This is a genomic window from Chryseobacterium oleae, assembly GCF_900115055.1.
In the GTDB taxonomy this organism is placed as follows: domain Bacteria; phylum Bacteroidota; class Bacteroidia; order Flavobacteriales; family Weeksellaceae; genus Chryseobacterium; species Chryseobacterium oleae.
In genome coordinates, this window is sequence record NZ_FOVD01000001.1 from 179,908 (window position 1) to 202,783 (window position 22,876).

Consider the following 22,876-nt stretch of genomic DNA (forward strand, 5'->3'; position numbering starts at 1 on the left):
TGTATTTAAAGATTGAATCATTTAAAAATTTAATGATTTAGAGATTCAGAAATTATAACAGCATTCGTTTTCGGGTGCTGTTTTTGTTTTTATTTTTAAATACTTACGCCATGAATATTTTTTACCTCAGCCATGACAAAAGTACTGTGCGCACTACCAATAGTATCCAATGAACCTAATTTATTGAATACAAAATCCTGATAGTGCTTCATATCTCTTACCTGAACTTTGAGCAGAAAATCAAAATCTCCGGAAATATTATAACACTCCGCCACTTCATCGATCTGTAAAATATCTTCCACAAACTGGTTGCCTACGGAACGGTCATGCATCTTAAGCTTGACCTGACAAAAAACAGTAAATCCCCTATTCAGTTTTTCGGCCTCTAAAACGGCTGCATAATGTTTAATATATCCGGCCTGCTCCAGCCTTTTCATCCGTTCGAAAACAGGTGAAGGTGAGAGATTTATTTCTTTGGCAAGTTCCTTTACCGTCAGTTTAGCATTCTTTTGCAGGATTCTAAGCAACTGAAGATCCTTTTCGTCAAGTCTTTCCACAGAATAATATTCTTTTTGGGATTATGTTTTTCAAATTTACAGAATAATTCGCTTTTAAATCAATATCAAACCAAATTATATTCTTATTTTATTCAATTCAACCAATCAATTCACTTTAATCAATACCTTTAGCCCAGATTTTGTTCTTTAACATCCTTCATCAAACAGAAGAGGTTTTACATAACGTAGATTAATAGGGAATCGTGTGAAAATCACGAGCTGTCGCGCAACTGTAAGTAACATACCAAAGGTTTTTATCCGTGAATATCCACTGCGAAAGCGGGAAGGATGATGAAAACCGTTACAAGCCAGGAGACCTGCCTAGTCTGAATTGACAATGCTTTCGCGGTCTGAAGCTTTGGGTCATACAGATGATACTTTTTTTGAACGTCCCTGTTAGCAGGAAAATTACGTCCTTATGGTATCACTTTATCCTCAACATTCTTTCCCGGCAGCATTGCGAAGCATTCTAAAAGAGCTTTTACCATCATTATTGTTTAATTTAAAAGTGTAAGAACATGCAAACGCACCTACTTGGCAGCCCGCGTATTGGCCGCCACAGAGAACTCAAAAAAGCCTGCGAGCAATATTGGTCAGGCAAAACATCACTGAATGAACTTCTGGAAACCGGAAAAAATATCAGCCTGCAAAACTGGAAACTTCAGCAGGAAGCAGGAATCGATCTTATTCCCTGCAACGATTTCTCTTTTTATGACCAGGTTTTGGATATGACGCTGACTGTCGGTGCCATTCCGGAGCGTTATCAGGAAGTTGCTGCCAGAAAATCAACCTCAGAGCTTGATTTGTATTTTGCCATGGCAAGAGGGTATCAGAAAGATGATCTCGATATTACTGCGATGGAAATGACGAAATGGTTCGATACCAATTACCATTACATTGTACCGGAATTCCAAAAGAATCAGCCGTTCAGATTGTTTTCCCAAAAGATCATTACTGAATTCATCAGTGCCAAACAAGCCGGAGTGAATGCAAAGCCTGTCATTATCGGGCCTCTTACTTATCTTCTCCTGGGAAAAGAGAAAGAAGGAGGGTTTGACAAATTAGATTTAATCCATCATCTTCTTCCGGTATATATTGAAATTGTAAAAGAACTTGAGAACCAGGGTGCTCAATGGATACAGTTTGACGAACCGTTTTTAGGACTGGACCTTACTGAAAAAGCAAAAGAAATCTATCAATCGGTTTACAGCGAACTCAGAACTCAGTTTCCGGATCTGAAATTTATCGTTGCTACTTATTTTGAAGGTTTAAAAGATAATCTTTCATTGGCGGCTTCGCTTCCGGTTGATGTATTACACATTGATTTGGTACGTTCTCCCGAGCAGTTGGATGAGGTTTTACATGCTATTCCACAGACATTGAGTTTATCCTTAGGTGTTGTAGACGGAAGAAATATCTGGAAGAATGATTTTGAAAGATCATTGGGAATCATTGAGAAAGCGGTCAATACCATCGGATCTGACAGGGTTTTCATCGCTCCGTCATGCTCCCTGCTCCACTCTCCTTTCGACCTTGATCTGGAAACCAATGAAAACACATTATCTCCTGAGATCAAACAGTGGATGGCTTTCGCCAAACAAAAAGTTCATGAAGTCGTTGCTTTAAAAAAACTGGCAGCCGGAAAAGCAGATTACCAAGCCTTGCAACAGTTTGCAGAAAATAAAAAAGCGATTGACAACCGTAAAATTTCATCCCTTATCCACAATCAGGCTGTGAAGGACCGTGTTGATATTACTACTGAAAATGATGCACAAAGAAAAAGTCCTTTCAGCATAAGAAAAGAAAATCAGCAGAATGTTCTTCAGCTTCCTCTATTCCCGACAACGACTATCGGTTCGTTTCCTCAAACTAAGGAAGTAAGAGCCTGGAGATCGAAATTCAAGAAAGGTGAACTGACTGCCGAACAATATGATGACCTGCTTAAAAAAGAAACCGAAAGAACCATCCGCTGGCAGGAAGAAATCGGCATCGATGTATTGGTTCATGGTGAATTTGAGCGAAACGATATGGTGGAATATTTCGGGGAACAGCTTGCCGGATTCGCCTTTACTCAAAACGGATGGGTTCAGAGCTACGGAAGCCGTTGTGTAAAACCTCCGGTAATTTATGGAGATGTTCACCGACCACATCCAATGACCGTTTATTGGTCTCAATATGCTCAATCACTTACTCAAAAATGGGTAAAAGGAATGCTTACCGGTCCGGTAACGATCCTTCAATGGTCTTTTGTCCGTGATGACCAGCCAAGATCCGTAACCTGCAAACAGATTGCATTAGCCATCCGTGATGAGGTCAACGACTTGGAAAAAGCAGGAATCAGAATTATTCAGATTGATGAACCCGCTATCAGAGAAGGGCTTCCGCTTAGAAGGTCCGAATGGCAGCAGTATCTGGAATGGGCAGTAGAAGCCTTCAGAATTTCAGCTTCAGGTGTTGAAGATACTACACAGATCCATACGCATATGTGCTACTCCGAATTCAATGATATCATTCAGAATATTGCCGATATGGATGCCGATGTGATTACCATAGAATGCTCCAGAAGCCAGATGGAACTGCTTCAGGCCTTTGCAGATTTCAAATATCCGAATGAGATTGGCCCGGGAGTTTACGATATTCACTCACCAAGGGTTCCTTCAAAAGAAGAAATGATTCATCTGTTGAGAAAAGCCCAAGCCGTAATTCCAGCTCAGCAACTTTGGGTGAATCCTGATTGTGGTTTGAAAACCCGTCATTGGGATGAAACGGAAAAAGCCTTGATTGCGATGGTAGAAGCATCAAGAGAAGCTGCAGCAGCTTATGTGTTGCAGGAAAGCTAACGAATTCATTATTGCAATTTTTAAGCAGGAGTTTTGGCTCCTGCTTTTTATGTTTTGGCTAAAGCCTTTTTTAATGGACAATGATGAGTGAGCGGGCTAAAGCCCGCTCCTATTGAATTTCTTAAAGATACCTACTATATAATCATTTAGATTTCAGAATTGGAAGACAAATTCAGCTTTTAAGGTAGAAAATCAATTTAATTCAATAATTTTGAATATTATTTTTTCACCATTTTTCATGAAAAAGCAGGACAAAAGTATTTCTTTAAGACAGGCAGAAATAGCCAGTCAGTTTGTTTCTGAACTGGATAAACATTTAGACGAACTTGTGTCTGGGCAGGTTGAAACCGCTTATGAAATCAATGAGTTTGCAGACTTGCTGTTTATCAATCCCAATCATTTAAGTGATACCATTAAAGATGTTCTGGGAAAATCACCCTGCGCCGTATATGAAGAAAAACTGGCTATTATTTCTAAGGATCTGATTGTGAACACCAACAAACCCATCAGTGAAATTGCAAGGATTTTAGATTATGACCCATCCAATTTCACGAAATTTTTCAAACGGTTTACAGGCAAAACGCCCAAAGAATTCAGAAATGAAAACCACTCAGGTTAAAAAAACAGAAAAGGTTACCATTTAAACAGAAAAGGTCACCATTTTCCCTGTCATACACTTTCTATTTTTGCTCTATCATTTAACAACAGAAATTATGACAACAAAGAAAACGGCTTTAATTACAGGGGCTAATAAAGGGATAGGTTTTGAAACGGCGAGACAGCTTTTACAGCTTGGGTATTTTGTTTTCATCGGCAGCAGAGATCGGGAAAGAGGTTTAAAAGCCGTAGAAGAGCTTAAAAAGACTGGATTTACTGATATTGACCTGCTGGAGATTGACGTAACCAATTTACTCTCTGTTCAGCATGCCAGAGAAGAACTCGGAGCTAAGATTTCAAAGCTTGACGTGCTTATCAATAATGCCGGAATTACGGGAGAAATGCCTCAAAATGCGTCGAGCATATCATTAGACAATCTACGAACTGTTTACGAAACCAACTTCTTTGGCGTTATTCAGGTGACACAGCATTTTCTGGAGCTGATGAAAAAGTCTGATGAGCCCAGAATCGTCAATGTTTCGAGTGATCTTGGCTCCCTGACCAATCACAGTAATCCTGATTACGAATTTTATGACGTAAAACTTACAGCCTATTGCAGTTCAAAAACGGCTGTCAATACTTTTACCGTAATGCTTGCCTATGAACTGAAAGATACCCATTTCAAAATCAACAGTGTGAATCCAGGATTTACGGCAACGGATCTTAACGGACATACAGGATATCAGACCGTAGAACAGGGAACCAAAGCCATTATTAAATACGCCACGATTGATCAAAATGGTCCATCCGGAAAGTTTTTCGGTGATGGATTGGAAATTGCGTGGTAGAAGTTTTTCAAATTTAATTAAACAGGATATTTTCCTGTTTTTTTATGTTTTGGCTAAAGCCGTTTTTTGTTTGAATCATAATGATCGGGCGGGCTAAAGCCCACCCCTATTGAATTTCTGATAGTTTCTGAAAACCTGTTGGATCGGTTCAATGTATTGAATTTTAGACGCAAAGGTTTAAAATTCATCCTGTTGATTTAATTACAACAAAGAATAATCAATTTTTCAGATTGATTGACTAAGCGGACGGAAAGAGTAATTAGGATTCTCACAATACAATAGAAATGGGTTTAGCCCATTATTACACAACAATATTATTCAAAAGACAAAGAATGGAATCGTTATTTTTACGAATGTTGATGATGTCTATAAATCCTTTGAAAAATTATTAGCTGGATATTTTGGGGAATACGATAGGTTGTGGAGATTGAGATGAAGTAAAGAAAAAGCTGCTAAGACTTATTTCAAGAACCTATAGATTTGTAATATATTTTGTAACTTAGTAACAACAACTAAGATAGTTATTTATCCCAAATGAAAACCGTTATAAAATATTCATCTTTTAAAGAATTAAAGTCCAATGAACATACTCCATTGGATAAAGAAGCCGCGGATAAAAAACATAAAAAATTCGAACAATTTATTAAATCCATTCAAAAATCTTCTAATAAAAGCAGTTGACTATATGGAGGATAATTTCAAAATAAGCTTGCTGCATATCTGCGAACTTTTGGAAAAACATTCCGTGCAGTATATGATAGTTGGCGGAACAGCAGTTGCTTATTATGGATATTACAGACCCTCTACAAATATGGATGGTACAATTTCGGAGAAACCTGATATTGACATCTGGTACAATCCAACTTATGAAAATTACTTCAGGTTAATTAATGCTATTGAAAATCTAGGAAAAGATGTTACGAAATACCGGGCTGAGAAAAGTCCAGACCCTAAAAAATCTTTTTTCAAGTTCGAATTATCTGATTTCAATGTAGATTTTCTTCCTAAAACCCGTTCTAACACTACTTATTCAGCAGCAAGTCTTAAAAAAGAAACTGTACAACTGGATGGTATAAATATTTATTTTATAAGTCTTTATGACCTCATTGAAGATAAAAAATCAAGCGGAAGAAAAAAAGATTTGGAAGATATTAATGAGCTTAAAAATTTAGGCAATATTGATTGATAAAGCAAAATACATTCTTGACTCATCCCCTTTCTTCCGGTTTTATAAAATAAAGTAGTAGACTTCTATGTCACATCGCAAATGAAGTCATATCAATATCTTCTACAATCAGTTAACTTAAGTTATCAACAATTTATCCTATTAAAAAACAAAAAAACATTTGACAAACACCTGTTTTTTAATTCTCAAATAAATTAATACTGAATAACTTACGGTTTTTTAAATTAAAAAGCTTAATTTTGCACCCCGAAATAAGGATTTACAGTTATGAAAAAATTAGGCGAATACAGAAAACTTCTTAATGTTGATAAGACCGTTACTTTAAAGGAATTAAAGACAATTTACAGAAATACGATGAAAGATTCGCATCCTGATAAATTTATTGATGACGAAGCCGGGAAACTGGAAGCAGAAGAAAAAAGTAAGGCTGTGATTGAAGCATACCATTTCTTGGTAAGCATCAACCAGGAAACACAGGAAAAATATAAAGAGGAGTATACTGAAACGATCACAAAATCTAATATTCAGGATTTTTATCTTGAAAAGGCAGTTTTAAAAGTTCAGCACCTGAACGGAAATATGTACGAATACATCGGAGTTCCAAAAAACACGTATATCAAAATGGTGAATGCTGATTCGCCAAGCCGTTTTGCAAGAAGACACATTTACGGAAGTTTTGTCTACAGAAAAGCCGGTGAGGCGATGGTAGATTAAGTTGTTTCCGCATCAAAATATTTGAAGGCTTTCAGACTAGTTCTGGAAGCTTTTTTATTTTAAATTAAGAGAGGAAAAATTGAGAGATTCAGGAATTAAGATACTTAGAAATTAAAGAATTCAGTGTAAGCTGAAATTTAATCTCAAAAAACAAAAAATTTCATTTAGGAGACTATGTTAAGAGATTGCTTCGTCGCTTTGCTCCTCGCAATGACAGAATGAAACCAATGGCTCTTTTCATTACTGAAATCCACTTTGTCGAAAACCTCATCCTTAATTTCTAAATCTCTCAATTCCTCAATTATTTAATTCCCCAATTCTAATATAAAAAAGCGCCACAGAAGTTCTGCAGCGCTTTTAGGTTAATTAAGGTTGTTATATTATTCTACGTGTTTCGGAGTGTATCCGTCTTCACTTAGTTCTTTATGTACGTATTCAGCTTTCATTTCAGCTTCATAGTCTACTTTTTCACCTTTGCCCATTCTTCTTAGAATAGAATCAAATAATGAGTATACTACCGGTACAATGATCAACGTCAGGAATAATGATGATGTCAAACCACCGATAATTACCCAGGCCAATCCGTTGTTCATCTCTGCTCCGGCTCCTTTTGCAATCGCAATCGGGATCATACCGAAGATCATCGCAATCGTGGTCATCAGGATCGGACGAAGACGGGCGTGGTTTGCCTGAATCAAAGCATCATGGGTATTCGCACCTGCTGCTTTTCTCATATTCGCAAAGTCGACAATCATAATCGCGTTCTTCGCTACCAAACCAATCAACATGATCATCCCCAGCATCGTAAAGATGTTTAATGAGTTTCCGGTGATGGCAAGAATAACCATTACCCCGATCAATGCCAGAGGAATAGAGAACAATACCACGAACGGATATACAAATGAGTCATACAGTGAAACCATTACCAGATAAACCAATACGATGGCTGCCATCAAGGCAATTCCTAACGTACCGAAACCTTCCGTCTGGTTTTCCATATCACCACTCCAGATATAGCTTACTCCTGCCGGTTTGGTCTTTTCGTTATCCATAAACTGAGCTGCCCATTCGTTGGCAACGTCTCCTACAGGACGACCTACCACCTTAGATTTTACTTTTACAGAAGGTGCTTTATCTCTACGTTCAAGCAAACTCGGTCCTGAACCCATTTTTACATCAGCAAACTGGCTCAGTCTGATCTGTTCTCCCTGAGGGTTTGTAAACATCAGGTTTCTTACATCATCAATAGACTTTCTGTTGGCATCACCAAAACGGATGTTGATATCATATTCATATTCTCCGGCTCTGAATTTTCCGTCTGTATTTCCACTGAATGCAGTCTGCATCGTTTTTCCTACACTGGAAAGATTTAAGCCTAAAGACGCCATTTTATCTCTGTCAATATTCACCTGTACTTCAGGACTACCAGAGTCCGTAGATAATTCTGCATCTACAGAACCGGGAACTTTTTTAAGCAATTCAAGAATTCTGTTCGCTTCTTTATTAGCCGTTTCGTTGTCCTGAGCCGTTACTACCATTTCAATTGGTGCATTATCTGCTCCCATTAATCCGATTGGTGCCGTTTTAAATTCAACACCTGTGAATTTTTCTTCTAAAGCTCTCTTGATTTTTGCAGACTTGATATCTGTGCTTTCGTTACGCTCAGATTTATCTACCAAAATCACCTGAATTTCTGACTGATACAATGTAGCCTGTGCTCCACCAAAACCTGATGACTGCTGACCAACTGTCGTGATCATATCCACTACATCTTTATCATTTCTAAGATATCTTTCAACCGCTAAAGTAATCTGATTGGTTTTTTCTACGGAAGCGTCTTTTGGTAATTCCATCTGAACAAGGAACTGGCCTCTGTCCATTTTAGGAAAGAATTCACCACCGATAAATCCGAAAGCTACCAACATGAATGAAGAAATCAAAATAATAAACGTTACGATTACGGTCATCACTCTTCTTAAGGTAGATTTCAATGCCCACTCCAGAATCCCTGTGATCCAGTGTGTAAATTTGTCTAACTGCTTTTCAAACCAAAGGATAAATTTCTCAAAAGGATTTTTACCTGTCAGATGTACCAGTTTACCATATCTTGATGACAACCAAGGAATAATGGTAAATGATGCCAATAACGAGAATAATGTCGCAATAACTACCGTGACACAGAATTGCGCCAGGATATCAGCAACCAATCCTGAACTCATCGCGATCGGTAAGAATACCACCACGATTACCAGGGTAATAGCGGTTACCGTAAATCCAATTTCCGAAGCACCATCGTAAGCTGCACGGATTCTGCTTTTTCCCATCTCCATGTGACGGTAAACGTTCTCCAGTACTACAATCGCGTCATCCACAAGAATACCCACAACCAATGAAAGTCCAAGTAAACTCATCAGGTTTAAGGTGTACCCCATCAGATACATTCCAATTACCGTTGCAATCAATGACATCGGAATAGAAACCATTACGATGAATGCGTTTCTGATGTTATGAAGGAACAATAGCATTACTACTGCTACCAGGATAATCGCTAAGAATAAGTCGAAAATTACGTGGTCTGCAGCTTCAAGCGTAAAGTCTGTTGAGTCATCTACGGTATTGATTTTAATCGCCTGCGTTTTATAATCTTTCTGAACATTCTCAATAGTTTTCTGAATGGCTTCTGAAACGGAAACTGCATTGGCGTCAGATTGTTTTTTAACCTGAAGTAAAATCGTAGAATTCTGGTTGTATCTTGCCACTTTCTCCACATCTTTCTGTGTATCGAAAACGGTTGCAATATCAGACAAACGAACCTGAGCTCCATCTTTATTGGAAACCACAAGGCTGTTCATCTCATCTACACTTTTATACTTACCGGAAAGTCTGATCGTAGATCTTGAAGTTCTTGTCTTCAAAGCTCCCGTCGGGAAATCCAGGTTGGAGGTAAGAATGGCCTGCTGTACGTCTGCGATGGCAATACCATACCCCTGCATTTTCTTTTCATCTAAATTCACCTGAATCTCTCTCTCCTGTCCACCTACAAGGTCAACCTGAGCCACACCGTTTACACGGGAGAAAATAGGTTCTATTTTTTTATCTAAAAGGTCATAAAGATCTTTATTATTCAGCTTGTTACTGGAAATACTCAAAGTCATGATCGGAAGATCATCCAATGAGAACTTTTGCAGAGAAGGAGGATCGGCATCGTCCGGAAGGTCTGCCAGAATAGCATTTACCTTTCTCTGTGCGTCATTCAAAGCGTAGTTTACATCGGCACCGGTATTCAACTGAACCATGATTACCGATAAACTTTCGTAAGATGAAGATTCTACTTTCTTTACGTTTTCCAGGGAACCCACGGCATCTTCAATCTTTCGGGTTACCGAAGTTTCCACCTCAGCAGGCGAAGCTCCCGGATATACCGTAGAAATGGTTACCATATTGGTTTCAAACTTTGGAATCAACTCGTACCCCATCATGGAGTAACTTAATAAACCACCCAGCGTAAGTATCGTAAACAATACGATAACCAGGGACGGCCTTTTAATGGATATTTCTGCTAACTTCATCTTATCTTACTTTACGATGTTGATTTTCGAACCGTTATCAAGGTTGATCTGTCCGCTGGTGATTACCTGTTCTCCGCCATTCAGTCCGCTTAAGATCTGAACTTTGTCACCGTATACTTTTCCGGTTTGTACTTTGATCAGTTTAGCCGTTCCATTGCTTACGACAAATAATTGTCCTGAACTTACTCCGTTCACAAAAGCTTCTGCCGGAACGGTCAGCATATTCTGAGTTTCAGCACCGTGATTGGTTTTAAATAAAGCCGTTGCGTACATACCTGCTTTTAAGTTTCCTCTGTTCTGAACTTCAATTTCAACCGGGAAATTTAAAGAAGCATCACTTTTAGGAGCAATAAATGTAATTCTACCGCTGAATGAATCTTCAGGTAAAACATTCACATTGATCGGAACTTCCTGACCTAATGCAATTCTTCCCACCTGGCTTTCGTCTACCAGTACAGATAATTTAAGGCTATTGATGTTAACGATTTCAAACATAGAAGTTCCTACAGAAACAACAGTTCCCGGTTCTACCATTTTCTTGTTGATCGTACCGCTGATTCCTGCACGGATGCTGGTGTCATTCACTCTTACACCCTGAGCTCTTACAGCTGCCTGTGCGTTTTTCAACTGCAGTCTTGAATTATCAACCTGCTGCTTCGTAACTCCTCCAGTTTTGAAGGCGCTTTCGTAACGCTGATTGTCAATAATTGCATTCTGTAAATTATTCTGAGCCTGAGAAACGTCAACCTCAATGGCGTCTTTTTTGATCACAGCCAAAGTCTGCCCTGCAGAAACTCTAGATCCTTCTTTTACCAGAACGCTTACGATACGTCCTGCGATTTCAGAAGACTGGTTCATTTCCTGCTTTGGAATGAAAGTTCCGTTGGCTGAGTAATCGGTATTGATATTTTCTCTTGAAACAGTTACTATATTCACGTTGATTTTGTCAACCTGTTTAGCAACTTCCTTTACTTCTTTCGTCTGCTTCTCTTTATTATCTGCAATCTTGTAAGCCGCTAAACCGACTAAGACCGCTGCTACGATGATATATATTAAAGTTTTTTTCATTTTAGTTTATTATAAGTTTTGTAGTGTGTTCAGTTCCCCTTTAGCTTTTATGAGTTTAATTTCAGCCTGTTTGTAGTCCAGTAATGCGTTTGAATAGTTCTGTTTTGCCTGTGTTAAAGCGTTTTCAGAATCCAGCACTTCGGTAAGTGTCGCCAAACCGTATTGGTAATTGGACTGTGTATTCTTCTGTACTCTTTCTGCAAGTTCAACGTTATCTTTCATGCTCTGGATATTGATAATGGCATTTTCCATATTGGTAACGGCATTTTTATGATCCAAATCTAAAGTCAACTGTTTATTTTGGATATCCTGATCAAGATCCTGAATATCTATTTCTGCCTGCTGAATTTTAGCTTTTGTAGCACCACCGGTGAAAATAGGAACATTGATGTTCAAGCCTATCGCTGAATAGTCGCTCCAAAGAACTCCGTTGTTAAGACCGTTGGTTAAAGGAAACTTTTTTCCCATACCAGCCCATCCATAGTTGGCTGTAAGGCTAACAGTAGGATAAAGGTAAGCTTCCGTTGCTTTTTTGTTAAACTGAAGAAGTTCTCTGTTTTTATTTAAAACTTTGATCTCTGTACGGTCATCCAGATTTACTGTACTTGCAATAAGTTCAGGTTTTGGCTCGATTGTTTTTTCTTCAAGCTCGATGTCTGTCCCGATGGGAACTCCCATATAAAATTTCAAAGAATTTTTTGAAAGTTCAACAGAATTGATCAGCTGTTGCTTGTTTGAACCGATGTTGGTAAGCTGTACGTTGGTACGGTCTAAGTCGATTGCTTTTGCAAGACCATTATCTACCAGACTTTTAATTACGTTTCTTACTCTTTCCGTATTGGCGTAACTTGCTTCTACCGTTTTCAGATTTTCAACCTGTACAAACACCTGATAATAGGCTGTTGCCACATTTTCAATGATCTGTTCGTTCGTCAGCTGAGCATTCAGAACATAGAATTCCCTGGTAGACTTCGCCGCTTTAAGACCTGTGAAAACTCTCTGGTCAAATAAAGCCTGCTGAAGCTGTACGGAAGCCGTTGAGCTCCAAGGCTGTCCCAGTTGTGCTCTGATTCTTTCTCCGCCAAATTCAAGCAAAGACTCCTGAATAACAGGATTGTAGGTTAATCCGGCAGTGGCAGTGATCTGCGGTAAAGCACCGGCTCTGGCCTCATCAATCTTATATTCAGCTTTTTTGATCTGTAGTGCTGCTTTTTTAGCTTCTGCTTTATTCTGCAGTGCCTGCTTGATGGCTTCCTGTAAAGAAACCTGCTGCTGGGCAGATACCGATGAAAAGCCGAAAATCATAAATGCTGCAGCTATCCCAATTTTTAGCTTATTAGCAGTTATACGTTTTCTTTTCATAATTGTATACTTCGTTTATTTTTTTAATGTAATTTTTCTCGTCAAGGTTTTTGTTTCTAAAGGACGTATCATTTCCCAAAATACTTTAACATTTTTTTAATTTTTAAAAAGCATGTTGATAATGATCTCTTTTCTTTCGGAAATAATCTGGTCATATTCTTTATCACTGATCATCAGATTCTCCATAAACAAAGGCCTTACAGCACTTGGGAATACAAGCAGCGAAACCATATTCAGAATAAACTGAACCGGCGCCATTTTTTCTATATTTCCCAATTCCATTTCTTTTTCGATGTCTTTATACAGCGTATTCAGTACATCTTCTTCTATTTCTCTCTGATGACAGTTTCCCTTATTGATCTGTGAAACGATGTAGGTTTCCAGATACGGATATTGAAGGCTGGTAGAAAGACTGCTTTCTATAAACTTGCTGATCTTTACTTTAAAAGGAAGATCTGCATCCTGAATAATCTTAGATTTTTCCTGTTCCACTCTCTGTGCTTCGTCAAAAATGATCTGAATCAGATTATCCCTTGAACGGAAATAATAGTTAATCAATGTTCTGTTCACTCCGGCTTCATCGGCAATCTCCTGGGTAGTAGCATCAAACTTCCCCTTCACAAAGAATAAATTCTTCGCTGTCTCCTTGATCAATTCCTGTGTTTGGTCTTTTTTCGCTTGATTTGACATTATTGTTAAACAATTTTGTGCAAATGTAAATCAAATTCTGTTTTTGACAAAATTGTTAAACAAAATAATTAAACAAAATTGTTATGACTTACATCATGTTTTTTGATGTTCAGTTTGAGGACATTCAGGTAAAGTAGCTGTAGAAGCTGGAAGTTAAAGGGGTACAGGGCACAAGTTTGAGTGGGAGCGTTTTTGGGTTTGAGAGTTTCGGGATGAAAATTCTTTGCGCCTGAGTTTAGGTAAGAAGATTAGATAGTAGAAATGAAAGCTGAAAAAAGAAGGCGAAAATTACTAATTGGGATTTTTATCCTAGCCAAGGTTTGAAACCTTGGCTAGGATTATTCAATATTTCGTCTTGGAATCGCTAAAACCACCGGAGAGGTAGACTACAAGGCAGATTTGAGAGCCGCACAGTTTTAAGATACTGACCAAAAGCAAAAAAAAAAACGGGCAGAAAATTCTGCCCGTTTTTATTGTTATACTAATTTGATTTTATCATCTGAAATATCGACGATCTTATCTTTATAAAGTCCGCCGAGTGCCTTTTTAAAGTTCTTTTTACTCATCTGAAGTTCAGCTTTGATTTCCTCCGGAGAAGACTTGTCTGAGAGATAAAGAAGTCCGTAATTCTCATCCAGTTTATCCAGAATCTTTTGTTTGAATTCATCTATGTTTTCAAAACCTTCCGGCTGTAGAGATACATCAATCTTACCGTCTTCACGGATATCCTTGATATAACCACCTTCTTCTGATAAAGGATACAGTTTTTTGAACACATCAGATGCATAAATAAGTCCGATATATTTCTTATTGATCACCACATTCCAGCCCAATTCACTTTCATTCATCATGATCAGATCTACTTTCTCTCCTTTTTGCAAAGGAAGATCCTGGTACTGTGGATTTCTTTTGAATTTTGTAGTTCCGGTGATCAGATCAAGCGCTTCATCTACATACAGATAAACCAGGTATCTTTTTCCTTCTATAATTTTGGATTTTTGCTGCTTGTAAGGGATAAAAAGATCTTTAATGATTCCCCAATCCATAAATGCCCCGCTCGGAAGACTCTGCACACAGCTCATTACAGCATACTCACCTACTTCCGCCAATGGAATTTCAGTGGTTGCTTTTAATTTACCGTCGTCCTGATAGACAAAAACTTCAACGTCATCATCAATTTCTTTTTCATCGCTGGTGAAAACCTTAGGCAGGAAAGCTTTTTCGCCTGATTCGTCCTTAAGGATCCATCCTGAATAGTTTTTGTCTGAAATTTTTAAAGTCTGGGTTTTTCCGAGTTGCATTGAATATAAAATTAGCCACAAAGGTACGGAAAATTGAAGATTTTAAAACTACATATACTGCTTAACCTGAACTTAGGTCAAGAAAATTAAGGTTATGAGGGCTTGGAAGCCGGAAGAGGGAGGCTGGAAGTTACTATTGGCCATTCATTTTAGAGGTTCTTTTAAAATTTGATGAAATGATAGTCTAAAAAAAATAAGAAAAATCATAATAGTTATGCTTTTGGACTTCAAGAACTTCCCTCTTCAAGCTTCAAGCTTCCTTACATCAAAGAATTTTGAGGTTGTCAGACTGAGGATAAAACCTGTACATTTGATTCCACAAAATACGGCTATGAAACTCTATTCTTTTCTGATTCTTTGTCTGCTTACCATCACAGCTCATGCGCAGGTATTGGACAAAACAGTTTTTAATGTGGCCTATCGTTATGCAGGAAGAAATGTATTTCAGGGCGGCTTATCTTACAAAATCAATAAATCGAGCCAAAAATCATTTGTAGCAGGGGCTTCGGTATTGTACACTCCCATAAACAGCAAAGCCAAATTTTTACCGGAAGCCAGTTTTCACTATTCCAACCACGGCGGTTATTTATTTGGTGTTTCTTTAAATCCATATTCCATAGAACCAAGATTGGGAATTTCGCTTTTTAATTTTATGTATCTCAATACAGGATATGCATTGCCGATCCAAAGAGAAAAATATTTCAAAGGATTGACTTTTGGAGTACAGTTCAATATTGCTCCGGTAAAAAATTCAGATTTTTATGAACGTATGAGGTTGATACAATAAAAAAGAGAAGCTTCAACTTCTCTTTCAATTTTGGGATCAATTTCTATTGCGTTACACTGAAATGGGTCTTGATTTCCTTCAGTTTTCCATATACTTTTTCTAATAATTCATCAGAAAGGTGATGAAGATTAAAATAGGTTTTGAGGGTAAAAGCCAGCTGATCCAGCTCTGTAATCTCTGAACTTTCTTTTCTTCCGTCGTTCCAGCGGATATTCAATGTACCGTTAAAAAGAGCATATCTGGCCTCTTCATCCACTCTGATGATCATTAAAAACTGGTTAAACATTGAACCCGGACCCGTCGCAATATACCAATTGGCCATTTCCAGATCTGATTGCTCCACTTCTTCCAGCGAAAATTTATAAATAGGCAGCCATTCATCCTTTAAAACTTCCAATGTGTAAAAATCTTCTGTTTTTATCAAGCGAAACAGACCATTCGGTGTTTCCTGCTCGATATCTGACTTCAGTATAATCGGGGAAGTAAGGGTCATAGATCCGAATCCTACATCAACAAGGTATTTCACACCGTCTATATCCGTGGTAAGCATCATATGGGAGCGTGCGGTTCCGGTTCCGTCTTTACTACCCCACACCACTCTCGCGAGATGCATTTTTATCGTAAACCCTAAAGTTTCCAAAACATCTTTGAACAATGAATTCTGCTCATAGCAATACCCTCCTCTCTGACGTGTAACCAATTTATTGAAGACAGCATCCAATTGTAATGAAGGTGTTTCTCCGGTAAATGTTTCTATATTTTCAAAAGTAATATTTTTAGGATGCAGCTGATGAAGTTTTTTCAAAAGCTCTAATTTCCCTATATTTTCTGCTGGTTGTTCTGCCTGTATTCTCTTTAAGTACAGATCCAGTTGCTGGTTTTCCATAATGCTGATATTTTAAATTTATTCTTATTCAAATATCGGGATTGTTCAGGGTTCAAAAATAGGTCAAAAGAGACAATTATGAGGACAAATCAATCATTTTCCGGTATTCACGGGGCGTCATTCCGGATTGCTTTTTAAAAAACCTCGCAAAGTACGAAGGATCACTGATCCCTATTGCATAGGCCGCTTCACTAATGCTCATTTCGAAGATCGATAAAAACGCTTTGGCTTCAATCATGAGAAACTTATTGATAAATTCTGAAGCCGTAGAACCGGTGAAATCTTTCACACATTTATTCAGATGATTTGGGGTGACATTCAGCATTGAAGCATATTCATGAACGTTGTGGATCTTATGAATATTTTTCGTTACTGCTTTTTTAAATTTCAGAACCAATTTTTCATTAGCTGTCCATTTAATCTCCGGTAAGGTTTTGATAATTTCCTTCAGTTCACCCAGAAAACACATCAGATAAAAGCTGATGAGCTGTGTATTTCTTTCGTTTTTTTCGCTATTATTTAAACGTTCCATCCGGTTGAGAAGTGGCAATAAAGTGTCTGCCGAATCCACAGGAATGACATAGCGGTTATGAGAATCCAGATAATTTAAAATTTCCAGAAGGTATTTAATCTGATCATTTTTTGCAATAAAATCATCAGAAAAATGACAGTAAAAGCCTTCAATATCTTCAGAAAGCAGATCGATGGTTCTTATTTTTTCCGGGGCCAGCAGTAAAATGGATCCGGCAGAAAGATGATAGTGTTCGTTGTATACAGTCTGCTCCAGTCTGCCTTTGGTCACCCATACAAAATCATTCACTGTTTTCCGGTGAGGGAGAAAAGGAGTCCGGAGCTTCACTTTTGTTGTGGACAGTTTTGAAATAAAAAAATCATTGATTGTCTTATCCTTCCAGTGCTTCTCATCAGTTTCAATGAATGCTGAAAAATTCTCCGGTTTATATTCCGGTACGATTTGTTTTTTATCCATGATCATTCAGTAACCAATTAAATGAAATATGATTGTTCTAGACTTATGTAAAGGTACAAAAGTTAATGGGGATCATAATTTGCTTTAGTCTTAATCTGAATTTTAAACAAAAAAGAGAAACATTACTGCTTCTCTCTATATTTTAGGATTTTGCGACAAACTCCATGAGTTCCCTCTTGCTGTTTTCAAAATCAAATGCATCGTAGACTAAGAAATACCTGTTTTTATCTGCACATCTTTTGTACATCGATTTAGCCAGTGCCAGTTTATTGTTATCAAAACTGATATATTTCACCAGATCTCTGATTTGTGCAGAAGTGAACATAGAGCTGCGCATCTGCTGATTGATCAGAGCCAGTTTACCATCATCGAACTTTTCGTTTTTCTGCAACATATCAAAAAACTGACGGAAAGTATTATTATCCATTACATTTCCTGAATTATATCCGTCTCCCGGATGATTTCCATAGGGATTATTCCAGACATCATTCCAGTCATTAAAACCGTAAGACTGGCTTTTAACAGGGTAAAGATCCAGTAAGTAAAGACCTTCATTGGTGAAGAAATCCAGAACCATTCTGTTGTTGTTACGCAGCATTAGAGTTGTTCTGTACAGCAAAAATCCATTTTCATAGATCGATACAGGCATTTTACCGGATTGTAGGTCAAAAAAACGGTATTTTCCGGAACCGTTTGAAATCATCTGGTCACCAACTTCAACCGTGAAAAAGCCTTGCTCAGGGATTCTCAGAAAAACTTCTGCGTAACCATAGTTTTTATTCCACTGATAGTTTGGATTTTTTGATGTATGGTTTGAATTACCTGTCTGATTATATTTTGACTGATCAAAACCCTTCCCTTTTGTCTTTGCATTTCCGGAAACCTGCATTTCTGCTGTGGAAGCTTCATTTTTTAAAAGCTCGCCTGCCTTTCCTGCTTCCTGAGCAAACGAATATATTGCTGCAAAAAACGCTAAACCTATAAAAAATTTCTTCATAAAATAAATTTGCTTTGTCGATTTCCATTTTTATGCCAAAAAAAAGAGAAGCATACTACTTCTCTTTAATTTGTTTTATTATTTAAATTTTTAAATCTTTCAATTAAAAATTAGATATGGATAGGTCTCTTACCTGTAGCATCCAATGCAGCTTCTTTAATAGCTTCAGCATACGTTGGGTGTGCATGAGAACTTCTTGCCACATCTTCAGCACTTGCACGGAATTCCATTGCAATAACTCCTTCAGCGATAAGGTCGGCTGCTCTTGCTCCGATGATGTGCATTCCTAAAATCTCGTCTGTTTTCTCGTCAGCGATAATTTTAACCAAACCATCAACGTCACCACTTGCACGGCTTCTACCTAACGCTCTCATTGGGAAAGAACCTACTTTAATGGCCACTCCTTCTTCTTTCAACTGCTCTTCTGTTTTACCTACTCCTGCAACTTCAGGCCAAGTGTATACAACACCCGGGATTAAGTTATAGTTGATATGTGGTTTTTGGCCAGCAATGATTTCAGCCACCAAAGTTCCTTCTTCACTAGCTTTGTGAGCAAGCATTGCTCCTTTGATCACGTCACCAATTGCGTAAATGTTCGCAACGTTAGTCTGTAAATGGTCGTTTGTTTTTACTCTTCCTCTTTCATCAAGTTCTACCCCTGCTTTTTCAAGACCAAGACCGTCTGTATAAGGTTTTCTTCCTACAGAAACTAAACAGTAATCTCCTTCTACAACTACCTCTTCTCCTTTTTTATCTTTAGCGGTAACTTTTACAGTATCTCCATTTCTTTCCACTGCAGATACAGCGGTAGAAAGCATGAACTTCATTCCCTGCTTTTTAAGAACTTTAGTCAATTCTTTACTCAATGCACCGTCCATTCCAGGGATGATTTTATCCATGAATTCAACAACAGTTACCTGAGCTCCTAATCTTAAATATACAGAACCTAGCTCAAGACCGATTACTCCTCCACCGATTACTACCAGGTGTTTAGGAATTTCTTTAAGGTTTAGCGCTTCTGTAGAAGTGATCACTCTTTCTTTATCAAGACTGATGAAAGGAAGTGAAGACGGTTTAGAACCTGTTGCAATGATGGTATATTTAGATTCAATGGTTTCAGAAGAACCATCGTTTTTCGTGATTTTGATCTGAGTAGCAGATTCGAAGCTTCCCAATCCTTCAAAAACAGTGATTTTGTTTTTGTCCATCAAAAACTGGATTCCTTTAGTCGTCTGATCTACCACCTCGTTTTTACGGGCAACCATTCTTGCGATATCAGCCTGTGGCTCATTGATAATGATTCCGTGACCTGCAAAATTGTGTTTTGCATTTTCGAAATGTTCAGAACTGTCTAAAAGTGCTTTTGACGGGATACATCCAACGTTAAGACAAGTTCCGCCTAAAGTTGAATATTTTTCAATAATTGCTGTTTTGAAACCTAACTGAGCTGCACGGATAGCAGCTACATAACCACCAGGACCAGAACCTATTACAGTAACATCGAATTGACTCATGTTATTTTATGAATTTGTTTATTATTATCTATCTTAAGTCTCACAAATTTACATATAAATTACCAAGCACCAAAGTGAGTTTTATCAATTTTAAAAATGATAATTATATGCTTTTAGTTTTATGAAAAATGTTATTTTATGAATTTTATGTTTTCCTCACTTCCTGCCTTCAGATAAATGGCAGTAAAGACCAGTGGTTTTTCAGCTGATGCATTATCAAAATGAAGGATTTTCACATTTTTAGGTTCATAAAAAGCATCTCCTTCACGAAGGATCACTTTCTCCTGTCCTTCTATCTGAAAAACTGCTTCGCCGGAATTTATTATTCCTAAAACGGGACAGGGGTGCAAATGTTCCGGAGCACCTTGCCCTGCAGCCATCGTGATCTCCTGAATCTCTGTGGATTTTACTTTCTGATCAAGAGCAGTTTTTAATAATTCTTTTCTGGAGATTGATTTTTGCTGAGCCATCGCTACAACAGCATTCAGCATCAAAATAACAATTATAAATGGCTTCATTGATTTGATATTTATTTTTATTCAATCAGCATAAAATACTAGACACTCAACTTTCCCTGTCCAATTGTGCCTGTACTTTCAAAAAACGAGCCCCCATACACATACCATTCAAGGCTTTCTAAATAATCAACTGTATTTTCTGGGGTCATCTGTAAGCGGTCTTTTTTCGTAACGATGCCTTTGTACCATCTTCCCGATTTAGAAAAATGCTCGAATTCAACGAAATAGCGAACCCATATTCTTTGACAAAGTTTACACTGTTGAATCGTTACTTCTGCATATCTTCCGTTCGTATGATCTATACCTAATTCAGAACTTCTGTATTCTGTATAGTCCGAAGTCGGTTTTTCACAGGCACATCCAATTTTGGGGATTTTATTCATTGATGAATATTGATTTTAAATATAATTAATGATGGCCAAATGTAGAAAAATATGAAGTCATATTGCAAATCTGCCCATTATTTCTTCATCAGATCCATCAGAACCTTTTCATATTTATCGAGAATGATATTCTTTGAGAATCTTGATCGGATAGAGTTTTTTATCGCATCACGGTTATAGTTCCCCTGAAGAACCTTCATTATTTTCAGAGAAAAATCTTCATAGTCTTCGATATTGGAAACTTCCCCATTGATCTGATGCTGAATGATCTCATTGATCCCTCCGGGACAGTTATTGGCCAGAGAATAGGTTCCGCACGCTCCTGCTTCCAGAAGCACATTCGGGAAACCTTCATACCTTGAAGAAAGGATAAAAAGATCTGCGTATTTCAGATACTGGTAAGGATTGTCCTGTCTGCCATGAAAAATGACATTCTTTAATCCAAGAAAATCCTTTGTCTGAAGCAAAACATCTTTGTCCTTACCATCACCCAGAATATGAAGCATGATATTTTCGTTTTTAAGTCTTGAAAACACTTTCAAAAGATTGTCAAAGCCTTTTCTCGAAGACAAATTTCCGATTGCTACTACGTTTTTATAATTGTATTTGAAACAGTCCGGCTTGGTGGAAATGGCCAGTTTTTCGTTTATGAAATCAAAATCTACAGGATTGTTTATTTTGACAATTTTCTTTTTCTTAATATTGAAATTATCGACAAGATCATTCATCATATCATCACTTTGTGCGATGATCTTCTGGTAGTTATTGTAAAAATTATAGAAGAATTTAATTTCTTTTCTGGTCACATGCTGCGTAACTACATTGGTTTCCCTTGCGATGAATTTCGTTCTCGGAAAAAGTCTGATAAATAAAGCCAGGTAAGCATTCACCTCACCGAAACCTGAAAACACTATGTCCGGTTTTCGTCTGTAAATTTCACCAAGAATAGGCTTTAAAGAATGTCTGATCCGCTCCGTATTGATGTCAATGATTTCAACATCTTTTTTCAGAAAATTAAGATATCCGCCCTGTTTGCGGAGCAGCAGGATTTTAGGTTCAAACCGATCTCTGGACAGGTGATTCGCAATGGTGGTAACAATCCTTTCTGCACCACCGGTTTCCAGATCCGGCAGAATAAATATGACAGAAATCTTTTTCATCTATGTAAAATTAGTAAAAAGTTTTGGTAAGTTTCAAATAATGATAGACGGATCGGCCTAAAGACAAATAGCATTTCTTTTTAGAACCTTAAACGATATAAAAGTTTTTTTGAAAAAAACTTTTATCATGAGTGTATGCAGTATAGAGCTGAATGGTTTGAGAATCTGATAGGACTGCATCCTATCTTGGGCTAAATCGCCACGTTGTGGCTGATTTAGCCCAGCAGTTTTTAATTTTGATTTCTTAAACTTTATGATAAAAAAGTATAGCTTAAAAAATCTTTAGATTTTCTCTTAACTATTCTTTTTCTCTTCACTGATCTTAATGCTTAAAAAAAACACGCAGATCTTTTTCATCAGTTAATGTAAGTAAAAAGTTTTATTAACCTTTAATTTTAAGTTTTCGAAGATGGGAATAATCTCGCTGATATTGTCAACACTTAAAAAGGTATATTTGTCTTCATCAAAGTTCATCCCACTTCTTTTAAAAAGAGAAAAAGGCTCATCATTTCTTCCGAAAATAGTCTCAGGTTCACCAAAAATAATATTTCCAAAAAATTTATTATTCATTTCGATGTTGATCTGATCTATTTCTTCCAATTTTTTTTCCTTTATAATTTCTTTAGTTGACTTCTCAGCAATAATAATTCGCTCATTGGTAATGAGATAATAATTATTTTTTAAATCTGAATATCTTAGAATCCATCTGAAAAATGCTAAATATAACCCCGTTCCAAACATAAATATGGCAAAAAAGAAAAAGACAGAAGTCATATTTATAAGTAATAGCATGGAAATTCCTAAATAAAAAAAAGAGAAAACAATTCTCAGCTTCTCTGTCATATTAAAAAAGAAACCCTTCTTTGGAAGAATTTCTTTTAAAATTATTTCGTTATTCTGTAAATTCATTC

20 protein-coding genes and 1 riboswitch are annotated in these 22,876 nt (G+C 37.3%); of the genes, 6 read left to right on the forward strand and 14 right to left on the reverse strand.

Going from position 1 to position 22,876, the window contains the following annotated elements; translation table 11 throughout:
• Nucleotides 1-95: 95 nt before the first annotated feature.
• Entirely contained in the window at nucleotides 96-557 is a 462-nt protein-coding gene (locus BM143_RS00865; RefSeq protein ID WP_034725285.1) for an Lrp/AsnC family transcriptional regulator, read from the reverse strand.
• A 154-nt stretch (nucleotides 558-711) separates the two neighbouring features.
• Nucleotides 712-896: riboswitch (cobalamin riboswitch) on the forward strand.
• Between the two features lie 179 nt (nucleotides 897-1,075).
• Between BM143_RS00865 and metE the strand changes: the two genes are divergently transcribed.
• From metE to BM143_RS00890, 5 genes are all read left to right on the forward strand, one after another.
• Nucleotides 1,076-3,397: a 5-methyltetrahydropteroyltriglutamate--homocysteine S-methyltransferase gene (gene metE, locus BM143_RS00870; RefSeq protein WP_090021947.1), complete on the forward strand. Its 2,322-nt coding sequence runs from the start codon at nucleotides 1,076-1,078 to the stop codon at nucleotides 3,395-3,397.
• 238 nt (nucleotides 3,398-3,635) lie between these two features.
• Nucleotides 3,636-4,016 (forward strand): helix-turn-helix domain-containing protein, encoded by a 381-nt coding sequence (locus tag BM143_RS00875; RefSeq protein WP_090021949.1) that lies wholly within the window; start codon nucleotides 3,636-3,638, stop codon nucleotides 4,014-4,016.
• 94 nt (nucleotides 4,017-4,110) lie between these two features.
• Entirely contained in the window at nucleotides 4,111-4,842 is a 732-nt protein-coding gene (locus BM143_RS00880; RefSeq protein ID WP_090021951.1) for an SDR family oxidoreductase, read from the forward strand.
• Between the two features lie 685 nt (nucleotides 4,843-5,527).
• On the forward strand, nucleotides 5,528-6,028 hold the full coding sequence (locus BM143_RS00885; RefSeq protein ID WP_090021954.1) for a DUF6036 family nucleotidyltransferase: 501 nt from the start codon (nucleotides 5,528-5,530) through the stop codon (nucleotides 6,026-6,028).
• A 267-nt stretch (nucleotides 6,029-6,295) separates the two neighbouring features.
• Nucleotides 6,296-6,742, forward strand: a complete 447-nt coding sequence (locus tag BM143_RS00890; RefSeq protein ID WP_034725280.1) for a KTSC domain-containing protein — start codon at nucleotides 6,296-6,298, stop codon at nucleotides 6,740-6,742.
• A gap of 380 nt (nucleotides 6,743-7,122) precedes the next feature.
• Here BM143_RS00890 and BM143_RS00895 read toward each other — a convergent pair whose 3' ends face one another.
• The 5 genes from BM143_RS00895 to BM143_RS00915 form a co-directional block, all read right to left on the reverse strand.
• A complete protein-coding gene (locus BM143_RS00895) occupies nucleotides 7,123-10,311 on the reverse strand; it encodes an efflux RND transporter permease subunit (RefSeq protein WP_090021956.1) in 3,189 nt (1,062 codons plus the stop codon).
• 6 nt (nucleotides 10,312-10,317) lie between these two features.
• Entirely contained in the window at nucleotides 10,318-11,379 is a 1,062-nt protein-coding gene (locus tag BM143_RS00900; RefSeq protein WP_090021959.1) for an efflux RND transporter periplasmic adaptor subunit, read from the reverse strand.
• Nucleotides 11,380-11,388: 9 nt separating this feature from the next.
• Nucleotides 11,389-12,741, reverse strand: a complete 1,353-nt coding sequence (locus BM143_RS00905; protein WP_090021961.1) for a TolC family protein — start codon at nucleotides 12,739-12,741, stop codon at nucleotides 11,389-11,391.
• A 96-nt stretch (nucleotides 12,742-12,837) separates the two neighbouring features.
• Complete coding sequence (locus tag BM143_RS00910; RefSeq protein ID WP_090021964.1) at nucleotides 12,838-13,431, reverse strand: TetR/AcrR family transcriptional regulator; 594 nt, start codon at nucleotides 13,429-13,431, stop codon at nucleotides 12,838-12,840.
• Between the two features lie 476 nt (nucleotides 13,432-13,907).
• Nucleotides 13,908-14,732 (reverse strand): CvfB family protein, encoded by an 825-nt coding sequence (locus BM143_RS00915; RefSeq protein WP_090021966.1) that lies wholly within the window; start codon nucleotides 14,730-14,732, stop codon nucleotides 13,908-13,910.
• 331 nt (nucleotides 14,733-15,063) lie between these two features.
• Here BM143_RS00915 and BM143_RS00920 point away from each other — a divergent pair, with 331 nt between their 5' ends.
• A complete protein-coding gene (locus BM143_RS00920) occupies nucleotides 15,064-15,519 on the forward strand; it encodes a hypothetical protein (protein ID WP_090023849.1) in 456 nt (151 codons plus the stop codon).
• A gap of 43 nt (nucleotides 15,520-15,562) precedes the next feature.
• Here the strand turns inward: BM143_RS00920 and BM143_RS00925 are convergent, their stop codons facing one another.
• The 8 genes from BM143_RS00925 to BM143_RS00960 all read right to left on the reverse strand — a co-directional run bounded on the left by BM143_RS00925 (nucleotide 15,563) and on the right by BM143_RS00960 (nucleotide 22,874).
• Nucleotides 15,563-16,405, reverse strand: coding sequence for an arylamine N-acetyltransferase family protein (locus tag BM143_RS00925; RefSeq protein ID WP_090021969.1), 843 nt, complete (start codon nucleotides 16,403-16,405; stop codon nucleotides 15,563-15,565).
• 76 nt (nucleotides 16,406-16,481) lie between these two features.
• Nucleotides 16,482-17,393: a helix-turn-helix domain-containing protein gene (locus BM143_RS00930; RefSeq protein ID WP_167375214.1), complete on the reverse strand. Its 912-nt coding sequence runs from the start codon at nucleotides 17,391-17,393 to the stop codon at nucleotides 16,482-16,484.
• A 142-nt stretch (nucleotides 17,394-17,535) separates the two neighbouring features.
• Entirely contained in the window at nucleotides 17,536-18,390 is an 855-nt protein-coding gene (locus BM143_RS00935) for a DUF4476 domain-containing protein (RefSeq protein ID WP_090021974.1), read from the reverse strand.
• Between the two features lie 110 nt (nucleotides 18,391-18,500).
• Nucleotides 18,501-19,904, reverse strand: a complete 1,404-nt coding sequence (gene lpdA, locus BM143_RS00940; protein ID WP_034725270.1) for a dihydrolipoyl dehydrogenase — start codon at nucleotides 19,902-19,904, stop codon at nucleotides 18,501-18,503.
• Nucleotides 19,905-20,035: 131 nt separating this feature from the next.
• The gene (locus tag BM143_RS00945) at nucleotides 20,036-20,422 is read right to left on the reverse strand and encodes a cupin domain-containing protein (RefSeq protein ID WP_228430651.1); all 387 of its coding nucleotides are present in this window, start codon (nucleotides 20,420-20,422) and stop codon (nucleotides 20,036-20,038) included.
• Nucleotides 20,423-20,460: 38 nt separating this feature from the next.
• On the reverse strand, nucleotides 20,461-20,805 hold the full coding sequence (locus BM143_RS00950; protein WP_090021976.1) for a hypothetical protein: 345 nt from the start codon (nucleotides 20,803-20,805) through the stop codon (nucleotides 20,461-20,463).
• Nucleotides 20,806-20,882: 77 nt separating this feature from the next.
• Nucleotides 20,883-21,965: a glycosyltransferase gene (locus BM143_RS00955; protein ID WP_090021979.1), complete on the reverse strand. Its 1,083-nt coding sequence runs from the start codon at nucleotides 21,963-21,965 to the stop codon at nucleotides 20,883-20,885.
• Nucleotides 21,966-22,325: 360 nt separating this feature from the next.
• Nucleotides 22,326-22,874 (reverse strand): hypothetical protein, encoded by a 549-nt coding sequence (locus tag BM143_RS00960; RefSeq protein ID WP_090021983.1) that lies wholly within the window; start codon nucleotides 22,872-22,874, stop codon nucleotides 22,326-22,328.
• Nucleotides 22,875-22,876: the final 2 nt, after the last annotated feature.

Bases quoted from the DNA above. Each gene is read 5' to 3' on its own strand.
- lpdA (WP_034725270.1), bottom strand. From the start codon at position 19,904: ATGAGTCAATTCGATGTTACTGTAATAGGTTCTGGTCCTGGTGGTTAT.
- BM143_RS00875 (WP_090021949.1), top strand. From the start codon at position 3,636: ATGAAAAAGCAGGACAAAAGTATTTCTTTAAGACAGGCAGAAATAGCC.
- BM143_RS00955 (WP_090021979.1), bottom strand. From the start codon at position 21,965: ATGAAAAAGATTTCTGTCATATTTATTCTGCCGGATCTGGAAACCGGT.
- BM143_RS00950 (WP_090021976.1), bottom strand. From the start codon at position 20,805: ATGAATAAAATCCCCAAAATTGGATGTGCCTGTGAAAAACCGACTTCG.
- BM143_RS00935 (WP_090021974.1), bottom strand. From the start codon at position 18,390: ATGAAGAAATTTTTTATAGGTTTAGCGTTTTTTGCAGCAATATATTCG.
- BM143_RS00905 (WP_090021961.1), bottom strand. From the start codon at position 12,741: ATGAAAAGAAAACGTATAACTGCTAATAAGCTAAAAATTGGGATAGCT.
- BM143_RS00910 (WP_090021964.1), bottom strand. From the start codon at position 13,431: ATGTCAAATCAAGCGAAAAAAGACCAAACACAGGAATTGATCAAGGAG.
- BM143_RS00930 (WP_167375214.1), bottom strand. From the start codon at position 17,393: ATGGATAAAAAACAAATCGTACCGGAATATAAACCGGAGAATTTTTCA.
- BM143_RS00960 (WP_090021983.1), bottom strand. From the start codon at position 22,874: ATGAATTTACAGAATAACGAAATAATTTTAAAAGAAATTCTTCCAAAG.
- BM143_RS00900 (WP_090021959.1), bottom strand. From the start codon at position 11,379: ATGAAAAAAACTTTAATATATATCATCGTAGCAGCGGTCTTAGTCGGT.
- BM143_RS00890 (WP_034725280.1), top strand. From the start codon at position 6,296: ATGAAAAAATTAGGCGAATACAGAAAACTTCTTAATGTTGATAAGACC.
- BM143_RS00915 (WP_090021966.1), bottom strand. From the start codon at position 14,732: ATGCAACTCGGAAAAACCCAGACTTTAAAAATTTCAGACAAAAACTAT.
- metE (WP_090021947.1), top strand. From the start codon at position 1,076: ATGCAAACGCACCTACTTGGCAGCCCGCGTATTGGCCGCCACAGAGAA.
- BM143_RS00925 (WP_090021969.1), bottom strand. From the start codon at position 16,405: ATGGAAAACCAGCAACTGGATCTGTACTTAAAGAGAATACAGGCAGAA.
- BM143_RS00920 (WP_090023849.1), top strand. From the start codon at position 15,064: ATGAAACTCTATTCTTTTCTGATTCTTTGTCTGCTTACCATCACAGCT.
- BM143_RS00885 (WP_090021954.1), top strand. From the start codon at position 5,528: ATGGAGGATAATTTCAAAATAAGCTTGCTGCATATCTGCGAACTTTTG.
- BM143_RS00895 (WP_090021956.1), bottom strand. From the start codon at position 10,311: ATGAAGTTAGCAGAAATATCCATTAAAAGGCCGTCCCTGGTTATCGTA.
- BM143_RS00945 (WP_228430651.1), bottom strand. From the start codon at position 20,422: ATGAAGCCATTTATAATTGTTATTTTGATGCTGAATGCTGTTGTAGCG.
- BM143_RS00880 (WP_090021951.1), top strand. From the start codon at position 4,111: ATGACAACAAAGAAAACGGCTTTAATTACAGGGGCTAATAAAGGGATA.